The 14,148-nt window shown below is 50.5% G+C and carries 17 protein-coding genes; 10 read left to right on the top strand and 7 right to left on the bottom strand.

Features of this window, described 5'->3' with window-relative positions; genetic code table 11:
• Nucleotides 1-64: 64 nt before the first annotated feature.
• Entirely contained in the window at nucleotides 65-1,048 is a 984-nt protein-coding gene (locus tag DT73_RS24500; protein WP_036116606.1) for a quinone oxidoreductase, read from the top strand.
• Nucleotides 1,049-1,261: 213 nt separating this feature from the next.
• Here the strand turns inward: DT73_RS24500 and pspG are convergent, their stop codons facing one another.
• Together pspG and dusA are read right to left on the bottom strand one after the other, a co-directional pair.
• Nucleotides 1,262-1,507, bottom strand: a complete 246-nt coding sequence (gene pspG / locus DT73_RS24495) for an envelope stress response protein PspG (protein WP_036116536.1) — start codon at nucleotides 1,505-1,507, stop codon at nucleotides 1,262-1,264.
• Nucleotides 1,508-1,636: 129 nt separating this feature from the next.
• The gene (gene dusA, locus DT73_RS24490; RefSeq protein ID WP_036116535.1) at nucleotides 1,637-2,620 is read right to left on the bottom strand and encodes a tRNA dihydrouridine(20/20a) synthase DusA; all 984 of its coding nucleotides are present in this window, start codon (nucleotides 2,618-2,620) and stop codon (nucleotides 1,637-1,639) included.
• 264 nt (nucleotides 2,621-2,884) lie between these two features.
• On the opposite strand from dusA, the gene DT73_RS24485 reads away from it, so the two are divergent.
• Nucleotides 2,885-3,304 carry an anti-virulence regulator CigR family protein gene (locus DT73_RS24485; RefSeq protein WP_036116533.1) on the top strand — a complete coding sequence of 140 codons (420 nt, stop codon included), beginning with the start codon at nucleotides 2,885-2,887 and terminating at the stop codon, nucleotides 3,302-3,304.
• A 21-nt stretch (nucleotides 3,305-3,325) separates the two neighbouring features.
• Here DT73_RS24485 and araC read toward each other — a convergent pair whose 3' ends face one another.
• The 3 genes from araC to DT73_RS24470 are packed head-to-tail and all read right to left on the bottom strand — an operon-like array spanning nucleotide 3,326 to nucleotide 7,490.
• The gene (araC, locus tag DT73_RS24480; RefSeq protein ID WP_036116531.1) at nucleotides 3,326-4,207 is read right to left on the bottom strand and encodes an arabinose operon transcriptional regulator AraC; all 882 of its coding nucleotides are present in this window, start codon (nucleotides 4,205-4,207) and stop codon (nucleotides 3,326-3,328) included.
• 11 nt (nucleotides 4,208-4,218) lie between these two features.
• Nucleotides 4,219-6,240 carry a beta-galactosidase gene (locus tag DT73_RS24475; RefSeq protein ID WP_036116529.1) on the bottom strand — a complete coding sequence of 674 codons (2,022 nt, stop codon included), beginning with the start codon at nucleotides 6,238-6,240 and terminating at the stop codon, nucleotides 4,219-4,221.
• 17 nt (nucleotides 6,241-6,257) lie between these two features.
• A complete protein-coding gene (locus DT73_RS24470) occupies nucleotides 6,258-7,490 on the bottom strand; it encodes an oligosaccharide MFS transporter (protein ID WP_036116527.1) in 1,233 nt (410 codons plus the stop codon).
• Between the two features lie 306 nt (nucleotides 7,491-7,796).
• On the opposite strand from DT73_RS24470, the gene DT73_RS26970 reads away from it, so the two are divergent.
• The 4 genes from DT73_RS26970 to DT73_RS24450 are packed head-to-tail and all read left to right on the top strand — an operon-like array spanning nucleotide 7,797 to nucleotide 10,345.
• Nucleotides 7,797-7,919 (top strand): hypothetical protein, encoded by a 123-nt coding sequence (locus DT73_RS26970; RefSeq protein ID WP_255358371.1) that lies wholly within the window; start codon nucleotides 7,797-7,799, stop codon nucleotides 7,917-7,919.
• The gene (locus tag DT73_RS24460) at nucleotides 7,916-8,569 is read left to right on the top strand and encodes a metal ABC transporter ATP-binding protein (RefSeq protein ID WP_036116524.1); all 654 of its coding nucleotides are present in this window, start codon (nucleotides 7,916-7,918) and stop codon (nucleotides 8,567-8,569) included. The genes DT73_RS26970 and DT73_RS24460 overlap by 4 nt, the downstream gene beginning before the upstream one ends.
• A gap of 22 nt (nucleotides 8,570-8,591) precedes the next feature.
• Entirely contained in the window at nucleotides 8,592-9,470 is an 879-nt protein-coding gene (locus tag DT73_RS24455) for a metal ABC transporter permease (protein ID WP_036116522.1), read from the top strand.
• On the top strand, nucleotides 9,467-10,345 hold the full coding sequence (locus tag DT73_RS24450; protein WP_036116519.1) for a metal ABC transporter substrate-binding protein: 879 nt from the start codon (nucleotides 9,467-9,469) through the stop codon (nucleotides 10,343-10,345). The genes DT73_RS24455 and DT73_RS24450 overlap by 4 nt, the downstream gene beginning before the upstream one ends.
• A 48-nt stretch (nucleotides 10,346-10,393) precedes the next feature.
• Here DT73_RS24450 and DT73_RS24445 read toward each other — a convergent pair whose 3' ends face one another.
• Nucleotides 10,394-11,647 carry a conjugal transfer protein TraF gene (locus DT73_RS24445; protein ID WP_036116604.1) on the bottom strand — a complete coding sequence of 418 codons (1,254 nt, stop codon included), beginning with the start codon at nucleotides 11,645-11,647 and terminating at the stop codon, nucleotides 10,394-10,396.
• Nucleotides 11,648-11,972: 325 nt separating this feature from the next.
• On the opposite strand from DT73_RS24445, the gene zur reads away from it, so the two are divergent.
• Nucleotides 11,973-12,485, top strand: coding sequence for a zinc uptake transcriptional repressor Zur (gene zur, locus DT73_RS24440; RefSeq protein WP_036116517.1), 513 nt, complete (start codon nucleotides 11,973-11,975; stop codon nucleotides 12,483-12,485).
• 57 nt (nucleotides 12,486-12,542) lie between these two features.
• Here the strand turns inward: zur and DT73_RS24435 are convergent, their stop codons facing one another.
• Nucleotides 12,543-12,752 carry a CsbD family protein gene (locus DT73_RS24435; protein WP_036116515.1) on the bottom strand — a complete coding sequence of 70 codons (210 nt, stop codon included), beginning with the start codon at nucleotides 12,750-12,752 and terminating at the stop codon, nucleotides 12,543-12,545.
• Between the two features lie 289 nt (nucleotides 12,753-13,041).
• Here DT73_RS24435 and DT73_RS24430 point away from each other — a divergent pair, with 289 nt between their 5' ends.
• From DT73_RS24430 to DT73_RS26905, 3 genes are all read left to right on the top strand, one after another.
• Entirely contained in the window at nucleotides 13,042-13,479 is a 438-nt protein-coding gene (locus tag DT73_RS24430) for a MarR family winged helix-turn-helix transcriptional regulator (RefSeq protein ID WP_036116513.1), read from the top strand.
• 96 nt (nucleotides 13,480-13,575) lie between these two features.
• A complete protein-coding gene (locus tag DT73_RS24425) occupies nucleotides 13,576-13,863 on the top strand; it encodes a DUF1330 domain-containing protein (protein WP_036116512.1) in 288 nt (95 codons plus the stop codon).
• A 63-nt stretch (nucleotides 13,864-13,926) separates the two neighbouring features.
• Nucleotides 13,927-14,148: hypothetical protein (locus DT73_RS26905; protein WP_235234597.1), on the top strand; the 222-nt coding region annotated here is incomplete at its 3' end.

The following is a 14,148-nucleotide window of genomic DNA, read 5'->3' as shown; positions in this document are numbered from 1 at the left end:
CAGTGGAATGCACTTACCTGTATCAGTAAACCACGATACCCACACAGGAGGCAGTGAAACAGTTATGGCAACGCGTATTGAATTTACCAAACATGGTGGCCCCGACGTGTTACACGCCGTGGACTGGACGCCCCCTGAGCCCGGCGACAACGAGGTCCAGGTTGACAATAAAGCGATAGGTATCAACTACATTGATACCTATATTCGTAGTGGGTTATATCCCCCGCCTTCGTTACCCAGTGGGTTGGGAACAGAAGCCGCAGGCATCGTCGCCAAAACAGGGAAAAATGTCACCCATTTTCGCCCCGGCGACCGGGTGGTTTACGCCCAGAGTTCGTTAGGTGCTTACAGCAGTGTACACAATGTGCCTGAGCATAACCTGGCTCTGCTTCCCCCGGCGATTTCCTTTGAGCAGGCAGCCGCGTCTTTCCTCAAAGGGCTGACTGTGTTCTACCTGTTGCGTAAAACCTATGAAATCAAACCCGGTGAAATGTTTTTATTCCACGCCGCGGCAGGTGGTGTTGGGCTGATTGCCTGCCAGTGGGCTAAAGCGCTGGGGGCAAAACTGATTGGTACTGTTGGTTCAGCACAGAAAGCTGAGCGGGCTATGCAGGCCGGAGCCTGGGCCACCATCAACTACCGTGAAGAGGATATTGCCGGGCGGGTTCGTGCGCTCACCGGCGGGAAAAAATTGCCGGTTGTATATGATTCGGTTGGCAAAGACACCTGGGAGTCTTCACTCGACTGCCTGCAGCGCCGTGGTTTGATGGTCAGTTTCGGTAATGCTTCCGGGCCGGTCACAGGCGTAAACCTTGGGATCCTCAACCAAAAAGGCTCACTGTATGTTACCCGCCCTTCACTTAATGGTTATGTTACTAACCGTGAAGAATTGCAGGAAGCGAGCAGTGAGCTGTTCTCGCTGATTGCCAGTGGCGTGATTAAAGTCCAGGTGGAGGAAGCGCAGAAATTTGCTCTGGCAGATGCTGCCCATGCGCATAAGGTTTTGGAAAGCCGCCAGACTCAGGGCTCAAGCCTGTTAATTCCCTGACAGAGAAAATGGTAAAAATACAAATGATTAGGGCTTCCCGCAGGAAGCCCTTCATTTTTATAGTTCGCGCTGAATTTGTAGGGTACAGCTGCGATGAATTTGGTAGATAGCGAAAGCATAGTGACAGATTTAATAAGTAAATAATATGTTGTTAACGGAAAAGTTGTAAAAAAGTTCCAGGGTTGTGATCAGCCGCTCAAACAACCTGTCATATCAACGCATATCACGGCGATAATGTGAGCGTGATTGGGTATTGTTGCCATTATTTATGGCCCGGATAACCCACACAGCGACAATAGCCAGTAGTAACCAGGGCAACATTTTGAGCATTAACACCAGCAGCCCGCCAAAAAACATCACGCCCACAGCCACCAGCAGCGCAACAAAAACCCCCACCAGCGACACACCAGTCACCAGCAGCATAATAAAAAATCCCAGCACAAATAATAGTTCCAGCATCGTCAGTACCTCCAGGTAATAATCAGAGGTATTACAAGAACCATGCCAGAATATAATCACATGATTTTGAAACAAAAAAACCCAGCACACAGGCCGGGGCATAGCGAATTTAACGATTATTGCGTCAATTTAATCAACACGAGCCACTTTGCTCAGCGCGGTTTCCAGAACCTGAATATCTGCGCCAGGTTTATGGGCATTTTCACTCAAGTAACGACGCCACTGGCGGGCACCAGGCACGCTCTGGAATAAACCCAGCATATGGCGGGTGATATGGCCCAGGTAAGCGCCCTGGCTCAGTTCCCGTTCAATATACGGGTACATAGCTCGCACAACATCAGCCGGGGACGGGCTGGCAGTGGTGTCGCCAAAAATCTCGCGGTCAACAGACGCCAGTAGCCCCGGATTTTGGTAGGCCTCACGCCCCACCATAACACCATCCATATGTTCCAGATGCTGTTTCGCTTCTTCCAGCGTTTTCACGCCGCCATTAATCGACATTGTCAGGTGTGGGAAATCACGCTTCAGTTGCCATACCCGGGGGTAATCAAGGGGCGGAATTTCGCGGTTCTCTTTCGGGCTTAAGCCAGACAACCAGGCTTTACGGGCGTGAATAATAAACATGTCACACCCGCCCTGTTGGGAAACAGTTTGCACAAAATCACACAGGAATTCATAGCTGTCCTGGTCATCAATGCCAATACGGGTTTTCACTGTAACCGGAATCGACACCACATCGCGCATTGCTTTAACGCAATCCGCCACCAGTTGCGCTTCCCCCATCAGGCACGCACCAAAGCGCCCGTTTTGCACCCGGTCAGACGGGCAGCCAACATTAAGGTTTACTTCATCATAACCACGTTGCTCAGCCAGTTTCGCACACTGCGCCAGAGCCGCCGGGTCGCTTCCACCCAGTTGTAACGCAACCGGGTGCTCTTCTTCGTTGTAAGCCAGGTAATCGCCTTTGCCGTGAATAATCGCCCCGGTTGTCACCATTTCGGTGTACAGCAGCGTATGGCGTGACAGCTGGCGCAAAAAATAGCGGCAATGGCGGTCAGTCCAGTCCAGCATGGGGGCAATGGAGAAACGCGACGCTGAGTACGCTGAGCACATAGAAACAACCTTTATGAAAAGTAGCGGTAGATAACAGTAACCCCACCAACCTGCATTCCTGAGCAGGCTGGCGTAAAAATGGGCTACGGATTATACAGTCCAGGCCACAGTGGGGCAACGTGGAGGGAACAGGCAATGCCAATACCCGTGGCCGCGCCAGGCAAATAGTGCATTTTGCCGCAATATTTACCCGCCAGGTTTATACTTTGGCTTATGCACCACCATAAGCTGCGTGTACAGCGATGCGCTAACAAGGAGAATATTATGCGTCACCGTCATACCTTCTGGATAAACGCACTACTCGCCATAAGCCTGGCATCACTTCCTGCTGCAGTTCTTGCCAATAATGGCAACGGGCATAAACCAGACAAAGCCAAACACAGCCAGGGAAATAACCACGGCAACAATAAACAAGATAAAGATATCGACTGGGGCGATTTCCGCCTGAAAGCAAAACATATGGGGTACACCGGGTATAAACCCCTGCCACCAGGGATTGCCAAAAAACTGGTGCGTGGGCAGCCTTTACCGCCGGGGATTGCCAAAAAAGCTATTCCGGGCGACCTGGGGCGTTTGTTGCCTTATTACCCGGGGAGGGAATGGCGCATTGTAGGAAATGATTTAGTGTCTGTTGTGATAAGCACAGCCATTGTTGCAGAAATTATTCATGATGCGTTTGATTAACCAGGTAACGGTGAGCAGACCTCATTTCACCATGCCATGCAGTACGCCATAACGCTTTTTATACTCACGCGGCGCCACGCCATTGTGGCGCCTGAAAATACGCGAAAAATACATTGCATCGCTGTACCCTACCGCCTCGGCAATATTGCTTACCGATAGCTCCGTGCTTTGCATTAAAGCTCTGGCACGGTTAACACGCTGTTTCTCACGCCATGAAAAGATGGTCTCTCCCATTTCACTGCGGAACAGATGCGCCAGACGGGAAGGAGACAGAAATACCATCTTCGCTAACGCATCTACGGTCATTTCATCAGCAATATTGTTATTCAGATAGTCGCACAGTGCATTAATACGTGGGTCGACATTATGGCGGTTACTTTGCGGCTGCATCTGGAAGCAATGCAGAATCAGGCGTTCAAGGGCATTCATTGCCAGCGCTTCAGACAACGGGGCATCATCGCTGTTATGGTGAATAACCTCGGAAAACAGTGCCTTTAACCCTTCCTGTATTTCTGGTGTCTCACACTGTGTCCGGCCAATATTCTGACGGGTGTTATCCCAGCGCAGCCAGTCCAGCCAGTAAGGGCGGGGCATAAAATAGATCCATAAATGGTCCCAAAAATCATGGGATTCAGCACGCCCGTAGTGGTGTGGTACTCCGGGGGGAAACAGCACCAGTTCGCCTTCCTGGCAGGTAATATACCCCTCACCTGCTTTAACCCGCCCGGCACCACGTAACGTAAGGTTGATGATGTAACCTTTCATGCCTTGCGGGCGGTTGATGTAATAGTCAAGCCGCCCGCCACGGGATATGGGGGTATACCCCGACACCAGATACGCATTAAACGTAAAACTCTTCATCAGGGGCGAAAAGTTTACCAGGTCGTTCATATCCAGTGGCATATCCATCTCCTTTATGCCTCCTCCTGTTCCAGGTCAGAAGCAATAATTACTGTATCCCAGGGGGCCAGTATAAGAGGCTTGCCCCGGCTAACCCGGCCTTGCTGGAGTACCTGAACACCATTCACGGGTGCAGGCAAGTTTTGCGGTGTTGGGGAATAATTAAAGATAAACACCCTTTCCTGCCCGTCGGCCTGGTAAAGCCGCCGCACAATGACAGGGAAACTCGCATCTGCAGCCTGCGACGATAACCGGAGATCGGCAGTAAATTGCGAAAACAAACCATATAACCACGCTTTTTCCGGCAAAAAACCAACATACATAGCCTGCCCTTTACCATAATGAGCCCGTGTGACTGCCGCATATTGCCCCCAGGCCGGGTGACGATAGCGTGCCATAACTTCTATTTCCGGGTCTGGCGTCAGTAATTCTGCCCACAGCTCTGCCTCGGTGTCCGGTAACCCAATGGCACTGGCATCTACTTGCAGGGAATCCGGGCGCGTGAACTGGTTATAGGTTACGCCGCACACATCACGCAGGCCACCGGGTTGTGGCGTGCTACGAACTTTCACGTTCTCGTCACTGAAGCCTGATTTAAAACTAATAACCGCACGACCGCCACGTTCAACCCAGGCGTGAATCCGGGACAACAGGCCGTCCGGCGCACTGTAAAGTGCCGGAATAATCATTACTTTGTATTTATCGCACTGAGCGTCCACATCATTAATAATGTCCACACCCACATTGTTGTCGTACAGAGCATCATGGAAACGGCGGAAAATATCATTCCAGACATTGGTTTTGCCGTCTGCCGGAGGGAAGTGATTCAGCGCATCCATAGCCTCATTGCTAATCAAAATAGCCACATCATGGCGGGCTGACAGGCCAGATAATTGTTCACCATACTGCGCGAAGTCTTTACCAATGGTACAGGCTTCACGCCAGGTGGGGTTGGGCGCAAAATCGTGGCTCAATAACCCTTTCCAGTATGTTTCAAAGGAATTGTGGATAGAGTGCCAGTGCCAGTAAGAAACCATTCGCGCACCCTGGGCAATATGGCTGAATGCCTGCAGCCGCAATTGCCCAGGGTATGGAGTCCATTCAGGGAAGCCCTGTGCCTGGGTTTCCAGCACGAAATAATTGGCACCCTGTTTAATTCCGCGAGTTATTGCGCCGCCAAAGGCGATTTCGCGCCCTGTCAGGTGATCCTGGGTGGGATGGTAAATATCCACCCCGGCAACCGTCAGCGCCCGGGCCGCAGCAAAATGATCCACCCGTGGCTGAACCCCATATGAATAGCCGCGCCATTCAAAATCAAAGTTATGGGTAATAAACTGGCCGGGCTTGCAGTACTCACGCACCAGCTCTCCCTGCCAGGCCAGATAAGCCGTCACTTGCTCGCGTTGATACTGAGAGAAAGCACAAGCCAGGCTGGCATTAATGGTACTTTCCACCGGAGGGAAGTCAGCCCAGTCATCAATGCGATTGCTCCAGTAATCCAGGCCAAAGTCATGGTTAAACTGGCTGATATCCGGGTAGCGCACCTTGAGCGACTCAATAAACCCGGACTGCATCCAGTGGCCGGTGTTGTCATAGTGCTTAGTTTCATTATCCAGTTGATACCCAATAACTGCCGGATGCTGACAAACATGCGCCATCAAAACCCGGATGATATTTTCCGCATAACGGCGAAACACCGGGTTGACGATGTCCATGATTTGGCGCGGGCCATACTTCTGGGTACCCTGAACCGTCGTTACCATCACTTCAGGGTGTTTTTTGGCAAGCCAGGTTGGAATGGCATACGTCGGCGTCCCGATAATCACCGCAATCCCTGCGGCATGCATGGCATCCATAACACGGTCAATGTGGTAGAAATTGTAGGTGCCTTCAGCCGGTTCCAGTGTACTCCAGGTGGATTCAGCAATACGGACGACGTTAATTCCGGCCGCCAGCATCATTTCAATATCTTTTTCAAGGCGGTCTTCCGGCATATATTCATCGTAATACGCCACACCATAATATAATTCAGCCATACTGCCTCCTCCTGGGGTTATTTAGCTAAAACAGGCTCAGAAATAAACGCTCGTGCTTTGTCCAGGGTCACGACGGACATCAGCGTAAAGAACAGCGCGATACCTCCCAGTAAGATATAACTATCCTGGAACCCGTAGCGTTGGTACATATGACCAATACCCGTTGAAAGAAAAATTGAACTAAAGCTTTTCGAAAACTGGAAACCTATTAAATAAACTGTTGCAGATAACAGCGGGTTAAAATTAGCCGTAATATATTTAAGCGCGGCCACCAGCAATACTGAGCTTTCAAAACCGTGTAACAATTTGATAAGGCTGATAGAAACTGGCCCAATTGCCCATGCCGAACCAATAATACGAAAACTCATTATCATGCCACAGTATATCAACGCATTTTTTGGGCCTATTTTGTTAACAAACCATGGGGCAAAAAACATCACCAGTGCATCCAGAAAGATTTGCCCGGTAGTCAGATAACCGAAGACTTCTGCGCCGCGCGCTTTGGTTTCGAAGAAATGGCTGTAATAAATAGCGAATTGCTGGTCATAGGTTTCATAAATAGCGCCGACACCAATCATATATGCACCAAAGAACCAGAATTTCCTCATCTTTAACAGCGTGATGGCATCATTCAGGTTGACAGGTGAACGCGCTGGCTGCACTACCTGCCCTTGTTCATTCTGGTCCGGCTGAGTTTTCCACACTGTAAATAACAAAAATACCCCGGCAACACTTGCCATCCAGAAAATATAGTTGGCATCGAAACCAAACAGTTTTCCGGCGATAAAGGTGCCAATGGCCGCACCAAAGCCACCGAACATACGTGCCCGACCAAATTCAAAACCAGTGGCGCGACTGACTTTATCTATATAAGCTTCACATACACCACAACCAGCACCATACGCCAGGCCGATATAAATACCTCCGGCAAGGGCACCGAGTATGACATTTACTTTTAATAATGGCGCGAAAACATAAATCCAATAAGGCGCAAATAACGTAATAATAATCGCCAGCATCCACATTAAATTTTTGCGGTAAACCAGCTTATCTGAAATAAATCCGAAGAAAGGTTGAACAGCAACAGACACAATAGCGGTAAAAGAGTAAACCAGACCAACATCGGTATAATCAACACCAATTTTCTCTGTTAACCACAACGACAGATAAGGATAACAACACCCCCATCCAATGAAGAAAAACAGAAAGAACAGGCAGCTCATGACATAGTTTTTATTTAATGAAACCATGATACACCCCGGTACAGTAATCGATAAAATGCACTGCAAAAATTACTACGAGGCGAGAGTATTAAGGTGGAAAGTTTCGCTGGCAACCTGTAAAAATCTGCTGTCTGATTATGAGTTGTGAAACAGCTCACAACCTCCCCATAACCACGGGGGAATTCCTGCTGTCATCCAGCATTGATACTTTCCCGACCAGCACCGTTAAGAGTTACCTGAAATACCCGGACACAATTTCTCAGCAAAAATGCTTCACATTTTTTATAACGGCAATTATGTTATGTTATAACATTATTTACAGGCGTTTTTACAATGCACTCTTCTGCAAGCCACCACTCCTTGTTAACGCTGTCCTCACTACTGCGCATTGTGTGCGCACTGGTGTTGCTGGCCGGGCTGTGGTGCGCCATTTACTGGGCTAACGCACTAGCATGATACACCTTGAGAATTTAGCTACAGGCTACCGCCGTCAGCGCATTGGCCCACCTTTTAATGGCACCTTTCATACCGGTAGCCTGACAGCCATTGTGGGTGCCAACGGCACCGGGAAATCCACTTTACTAAAAACACTGGCAGGTATTTTGCCGCCGGTTTCCGGCCAGGTGAGCTTCCCGGAAGGCCGGCCACGCATTGCCTGGCTGCCGCAACAAGCTGAACTGGACCACCAATTTCCACTGACCGTGTTTGACGTAGTGTCTATGGGGTGCTGGCCCGCATTGCGCTTCTGGCAACGCTTCTCTCGCCAGCGTATGGCACAGGTCTGGCAGGCTATTGAGCAGGTTGGCCTGGTTGATATGGCGAAAAACACCATCAATACGCTTTCTGGCGGGCAGTTCCAGCGCATGCTGTTTGCCCGGTTACTGCTACAACAGGCACCACTGGTTTTACTGGATGAGCCATTCACGGGTATCGACCAGAAAACCGGCGAATTACTGGTCAGCGTAATGCAACAAATGCACCGCGACGGGCAGACGCTGATTGTTGTTCTCCATGACAGCAGCCTGGTAAAGCGCTGCTTTCCGGACACTCTGCGCCTTGAAAACCAGCATTACCAATGGGGGAACACCCTGGAAGTGATGGCGTAAGTGCTGTCCGGGGTTAACTGACATGTTTTATCACACCATTATCGATCCTTTTATTCAGTTCGGTTTTATGCGCCGGGCGCTGGTCGCCTGCCTGGCGCTGTCACTGAGCATTACTGTACCAGGCGTTTTTTTGCTGTTACGCCGCATGAGCCTCGCCGGAGATGCGCTATCCCATGCCATTTTACCTGGGGTTTCAATTGGTTATTTGATGTACGGCATGTCGCTGGTAGCCATGGGGTTTGGTGGGTTTATCGCCGGGCTGTTAGTTGCACTGGCTTCCGGCTGGGTGAGCAACCTGACACCGTTACGGGAAGATGCCAGTTTTGCCGGCTTTTACCTGGGTTCACTGGCGCTTGGCGTAACCCTGGTGTCATTACATGGCTCCAGTGTCGATCTGCTGCATATGTTGTTTGGCTCGATTCTCGCGGTAGACAAGCAGGCGTTATTTTTCGTGGGCTATATCGCATCATTTACCTTGCTGTGTATTGCCCTGCTCTACCGTTTGCTGGTGATGGAAGCGTTTGATAAAGCATTCCTGACAGTGAATGCCCGCCGGGCTCCGGGAATCATCAATGCGCTGTTTATGACACTGGTGGTGCTGAACCTGGTGGCGGGTTTCCAAATCCTCGGCACGCTGATGACAGTAGGCCTGATGATGTTGCCTGCAATTTCAGCCCGCTGCTGGGTGAACCGGCTGCCGGCCTTGCTCACCGTCTCAGCAATATTAACCGCGTTGTCTGCTTTTATTGGCCTGGTGTTCTCGTTCCATGCGGGGATACCCGCAGGCCCGGCCATTGTGCTCACCGCCGCACTTTTCTTTATGGTCTCAATTCTCTTTGGGGCTCACAACGGGCTGATTCCCGTTTTTGGCAAGCGAACCACTCAGAAGGAAACGTCATGAAATACATTAAGCCTTTATCTCTGGCAGTGCTGTTACTCAGCCCGGCTGCTGTTTTTGCCGCAACACTGAATACCGTCGCCAGTTTCTCTGTGCTGGGCGATATTGTGAAAGAAGTGGGCGGCACACATGTGCAAGTCACGTCACTGGTGGGCCCGAATGGCGACCCACACACCTTTGAGCCGAAACCGGCAGACAGCCAGACCCTGCACAATGCTAATGTCGTTTTTGTCAGTGGTCTGGGAATGGAAGGCTGGATGGACCGCCTGATCAGCGCATCGGGTTATAAAGGCGAAGTAGTCACAGCTTCCGAGGGTGTTAATTCGCGCCAGATGCAGGAAGATGGCAAAACTGTAACAGACCCTCATGCCTGGAACAGTGCGGCCAATGGCGCAATTTACGCACGTAACGTAATGAATGCGTTAATTAAAGCAGACCCACAAGACGCCGATTATTTCCGCCAGCACGGCACAGCCTATATTGAGAAACTGAACAAACTGGATGCCTGGGCGAAACAAACCTTTGCCGCTATTCCAGAAAGCCGCCGCCATGTCATCACCAGCCATGATGCCTTTGGGTATTTTGGTGCCGAATATGGTGTGAAATTCCTTGCACCGGTAGGCTTTTCTACTGAAGCCGAAGCCAGTGCCAGCGATGTTGCCGGGCTGATTAACCAAATCAAGCAGGAGCATATCCACACCTACTTTATCGAAAACCAGACAGACCCGCGCCTGGTAAAACAAATTGCCGCAGCAAGTGGTGCTAAACCTGGGGGTGAATTGTACCCGGAAGCATTAACCACTAAAGATGGGGTTGCCCCGACTTATGTGGCGGCGTTTAAACATAACGTGGAAACCATCGCCGCCAGCATGAAATAACAGGCAGAGTAACACCCCGGCGAGCGACCGCCACCGGGGTGTGTTTTATCAGAAGGTGAAAGTCAGTTGCGCGCCCGCGCCCCATGTTTCTTTTTCTCCCACCAGGCCATTAATATCCAGGTGAACCCGGTTAAATGGCGCAAACCCCAGGCCTGCAGTCACCGCGTTGTTATCATTGCCTTTAATGTCAGCCTGGTAACCCGCCCGCACTGCCAGCCAGCTTAATGGGCGAACTTCAGCCCCGGCTCTCAGGTATTGTGAGTTCTCTTCGCTCTTAAAACCTTTGGTTTCTGTCAAGTCGCCATCGGCTGTCAGTGTCAGTAACTCGTTGCTCCACGCAACCCCCGCCGTTACCAGTGGTGAAATTTGGAAGGTATCTTTGTAGCCGTTGATCTCTTTGGTATCGATATCGCGCGGAACCAGGTTTTGCCCACTCAAGCCAACCGTCCAGTGTTCACCGAAGTCTGCCGCGATCCCCGCATCCACGTTAAACCCGGTGTCGGTATTGCGGTATTTACTGTCACGCAGGTCGTCACTGTTATAGTTGTAAATAGAAACGGAGTAGTTATACAGCCAGGTTTTTTGCAGTTTTGGCGTTACACCAACAGATACCGGAACACCGCCAATATCAAACTGTTTTGCCAACGCAATCCCGTAATCAGAGACAATCGCTGCCCGGCCAAAGCCGGTTGATTTGAGGTTGTCCTGCACCGCACTGGGATCCAGAGCTGCTGCTGCGGCTGCAGTAGTACTGTTGGAAATATTTTGTAACAGCGCAACATCATTGGGGTCGATATAAGAACTCACCCGCGCGCGCGCCCAGGCCTTGGTGACAAACGCCATCGAGATAGTACTGGTGGGAATACTGACCGCCAGACCAGCTGCTGCTTTAGCGCTGGCTGTTTTGCCATCCAGATAATTCAGTTCATCAGCCAGATCGCCTGCCGCAGCCTGAATCCGCGGCAACTGTTGGGTGTAATTCAGCAAAGTGATATTACCCAGTTCATCTTTCCAGGTATTCACTTTGTCGCTGATGTTGTCAATTTCATTACGCAGGTTGTCTTTATCTGATACCTCTACCCCCACAGACGGCAGCACAACAGATACGTTGTCATCGTCGTGAGATTTCGCCAGCAGAGCCGGGTTTATCAGCACACCACTGCCATAACTGGCAGAAGCGACCCCTGCCCCCCCCATCCCATCACTCCGCGATTCAGCCCAGGTATTGGCAGCCAGCGCCGGGTGAGCAATCAAAAATGTGGCAGTCATGGTCGCCACTGAAACTTTGCTTATTCTGTTCACAGGCATTCCGTCCAGGTATTGTGAATAATTTTCGACCACCCTCTTTATCACCCAGGTAGCCGCAAGCTATTGCTGTGAATAACGGCGAAAAAAGCAGGTTATTGCAGTGTTTAAAAAGACGTATCCATCCTGGACAAATTGTTATTTTGTGACCTACCTCATATGTATAGTTCAGGTTTTTGATTTTTGTGAAGGTTTCCCGGCAAAGCGCACCACATTACCAGGCTCCACTCAATGCGGGCAAACGCGGCAATGTGGCGCACATATCGGTGTTTTGAGCGGTTCATGGTAAAGTAGCCTCTTTACGACCATGTTGAGGGCCGGGATGGATAAGTCTGGGACACAAAACCTGTTAGCTCGGGCAGAAAAGCTTTGCCAGCAGCGCAATGTACGCCTGACACCACAGCGCCTTGAAGTGCTGCGCCTGATGAGTGAGCAGGACGGGTCGATAAGCGCATATGACTTGCTGGACTTATTGCGTGTCGCAGAACCTCAGGCCAAACCTCCCACGGTTTACCGTGCTCTGGATTTTTTGCTGGAACAAGGGTTTGTTCACAAAGTTGAATCCACTAACAGCTACGTGCTGTGCCACCTGTTTGACCAGCCCACTCATACCTCCGCCATGTTTATTTGCGACCGTTGCGGCGCAGTGAAAGAAGAGTGTGCGGAAGGTGTAGAAGACATCATGCACAGCCTGGCGGCCAGCATGGGGTTTGCATTGCGCCACAATGTTATTGAAGCCCATGGTTTATGTTCACAATGCGTGGAAGTGGAAAGCTGCCGCCATCCGGAAAGTTGTGGGCATGACCATTCTGAACAGGGTAAGAAGAAGCGCTAACCACTGTTTGGCTACAGAGGGCCGTGAAGCCCTCTGTGACGATGAATCAAAGGGAATTTACCACCGGTAGTCGTCGCGTTTTTCCCAGGCGGCCACTTCTTCTTCAGCCCGGGCTTTCGCATAACCATAACGTTCCTGAATTCGGCCTACCAGTTGATCACGTTTCCCTTCAATGACTTCCAGGTCATCATCGGTCAGTTTGCCCCACTTTTCTTTCACCTTACCTTTGATGATTTTCCAGTCTCCACTGATTTCCGTCATATTCATCACAGCGTCCTCGCGGTTGGTTAATTGAAACAGTGCCGTTTACTGACAGCTTGTTTTGCTTACCTCGTGAAAAATTGTAGTTCATCGAATTGTATTTGATTATTTTTTAAGAATGTTTAACTGACAAACCAGAATAATACCGCCTGTAAATTCCTTTCAAACAGCTCTGCCTTTTCCGCTCGCTGGCATTCCGTTGTTAATAACTTGTAAAACCCACCGGGGAAAATGATTTCCCCCTAAAATAAGTTGCGGTAACATTGGCGGAATCCCCCGTGAAGGCCTGCCGCTTATGCCACCAGAAAATTTGCTCCTTGATAACCAACTGTGTTTTTCCCTCTATTCGGCGAACCTGGCACTGAATAAAATCTACCGTAATGTGCTTAAGCCTCTGGAGATAACCTATCCCCAATATCTGGTGCTGCTGACCCTCTGGGAATCTGACCAACAAACTGTTTCGGCCATTGGTGAGCGCCTGTTCCTGGATTCCGCCACCCTTACGCCGTTACTGAAACGCATGGAAGCCGCCGGTCTGGTTGCCCGCCAGCGATCCACACAGGATGAACGCCAGGTGATTGTCAGCCTGTCTGATAAGGGCCGGGGCTTGCAGCAACAAGCAGAAGGTATTCCTCAACATATTTTGTGCGCTTCTGCCTGTGACCAGGCCGAACTCATCACGCTTAAGCAACAACTCGATACCCTGCGCAATCAGTTGATCAAAAACGCCTGAAAGCTTTAAAGGCAAGAAACACGAAAAACACAGCCCGGTGCTCTGCCATGATAGAGGTTATCTTTTAGTTACCCCGTTCAACCCCGGAGAGAAACGATGAGTGCTTATGTAATTTTCGTGCGCAAAACCACGCATGATGAACAAGAAATGCAAACCTACGCAAAACTGGCCGGAGAAGCTCGCGGCGACCATCCCATTACTCCGCTGGCTTTTTACGGTGATATCACCACTCTGGAAGGCGATGATGCCGAAGGTGCGGTTATTCTGTCATTCCCGGATATTGAAGCTGCAAAAGCCTGGTACTACAGCGATGCATACCAGAAAGCCAAAAAGCACCGGAATTTGGGTGCCGACTACCAGGTGTTATTGATTCAGGGGGTTTGATCAACAGGTTGTTCTTTCTGTAAAACAGAACCAGATCTGGAACCTATAGCCACATCAGTCTGGGTGAACGAAATTTTCAGTTGCAGCAAAAACAACCTGCCAGTACTGAGCAAATTGCGCGCCGTGTCAGCCACACTGCTTTCTCTCACCACCAGCGCCCGGCGCCCGCAGGGGGCACTGGCCCCCTGCACCCCCTTTCGTGGCCGGCAAAATCGCCGCTTCGCGGACATTCGGCTTACCCCGGCGGCCTGTTCGGGTACCGCTCCGAGTCGGCTTCCTGCCTCC

The organism is Mangrovibacter sp. MFB070, assembly GCF_000705335.1.
Taxonomy (GTDB): domain Bacteria; phylum Pseudomonadota; class Gammaproteobacteria; order Enterobacterales; family Enterobacteriaceae; genus Mangrovibacter; species Mangrovibacter plantisponsor.
The sequence above is the reverse complement of the archived record's forward strand: the minus strand, read 5'-3'. Positions and strand labels throughout refer to the sequence as shown.

Bases quoted from the DNA above. Each gene is read 5' to 3' on its own strand.
- DT73_RS24450 (WP_036116519.1), top strand. From the start codon at position 9,467: ATGAAATACATTAAGCCTTTATCTCTGGCAGTGCTGTTACTCAGCCCG.
- DT73_RS26970 (WP_255358371.1), top strand. From the start codon at position 7,797: ATGCACTCTTCTGCAAGCCACCACTCCTTGTTAACGCTGTCCTCACTA.
- DT73_RS24500 (WP_036116606.1), top strand. From the start codon at position 65: ATGGCAACGCGTATTGAATTTACCAAACATGGTGGCCCCGACGTGTTA.
- DT73_RS24485 (WP_036116533.1), top strand. From the start codon at position 2,885: ATGCGTCACCGTCATACCTTCTGGATAAACGCACTACTCGCCATAAGC.
- pspG (WP_036116536.1), bottom strand. From the start codon at position 1,507: ATGCTGGAACTATTATTTGTGCTGGGATTTTTTATTATGCTGCTGGTG.
- DT73_RS24460 (WP_036116524.1), top strand. From the start codon at position 7,916: ATGATACACCTTGAGAATTTAGCTACAGGCTACCGCCGTCAGCGCATT.
- DT73_RS24455 (WP_036116522.1), top strand. From the start codon at position 8,592: ATGTTTTATCACACCATTATCGATCCTTTTATTCAGTTCGGTTTTATG.
- DT73_RS24425 (WP_036116512.1), top strand. From the start codon at position 13,576: ATGAGTGCTTATGTAATTTTCGTGCGCAAAACCACGCATGATGAACAA.
- DT73_RS24430 (WP_036116513.1), top strand. From the start codon at position 13,042: ATGCCACCAGAAAATTTGCTCCTTGATAACCAACTGTGTTTTTCCCTC.
- zur (WP_036116517.1), top strand. From the start codon at position 11,973: ATGGATAAGTCTGGGACACAAAACCTGTTAGCTCGGGCAGAAAAGCTT.
- dusA (WP_036116535.1), bottom strand. From the start codon at position 2,620: ATGTGCTCAGCGTACTCAGCGTCGCGTTTCTCCATTGCCCCCATGCTG.
- DT73_RS24475 (WP_036116529.1), bottom strand. From the start codon at position 6,240: ATGGCTGAATTATATTATGGTGTGGCGTATTACGATGAATATATGCCG.
- araC (WP_036116531.1), bottom strand. From the start codon at position 4,207: ATGCCACTGGATATGAACGACCTGGTAAACTTTTCGCCCCTGATGAAG.
- DT73_RS24435 (WP_036116515.1), bottom strand. From the start codon at position 12,752: ATGAATATGACGGAAATCAGTGGAGACTGGAAAATCATCAAAGGTAAG.
- DT73_RS24470 (WP_036116527.1), bottom strand. From the start codon at position 7,490: ATGGTTTCATTAAATAAAAACTATGTCATGAGCTGCCTGTTCTTTCTG.